The sequence below is a fragment of the Halalkalibacter lacteus genome (genome assembly GCF_036663595.1).
Taxonomy (GTDB): domain Bacteria; phylum Bacillota; class Bacilli; order Bacillales; family Bacillaceae_D; genus Halalkalibacter; species Halalkalibacter lacteus.
The window spans coordinates 1-264 of sequence record NZ_JAWRVL010000259.1 but is presented as its reverse complement, the minus strand read 5'-3'; the positions used below and the strand labels follow the sequence as shown (position 1 = coordinate 264).

At 43.9% G+C, this 264-nt stretch carries 1 rRNA gene; it reads left to right on the top strand.

Annotation, left to right across the window (positions count from 1 at the left end):
• Positions 1 to 264, top strand: a 23S ribosomal RNA gene (locus tag SAZ04_RS22285); the annotation flags it as partial.

Genomic DNA, 264 nt, shown 5'->3' with positions numbered 1-264 from the left:
CTTCGAATCTCCTTGTTTAGAGGTTTACCTAATTGAAATCTTTAAATGAATATAAGTTCCAAGTGGGCTCTGACTGGTAAGCGGTCATGGCGAAAAGGGATGAACCTAACACGTAAATAAGGTGCCTAAATGTACTACCAATGAAACCATTAAGGGAGTCCATGTATTTAGACAGCAGGTCGGTGCCCCTAAAAGCAGGTATCCGCTAATGAGTGTGTTAAAACTCCCCTGCCGAATACTCGGGCCCCGAAAATGAATGGCGCA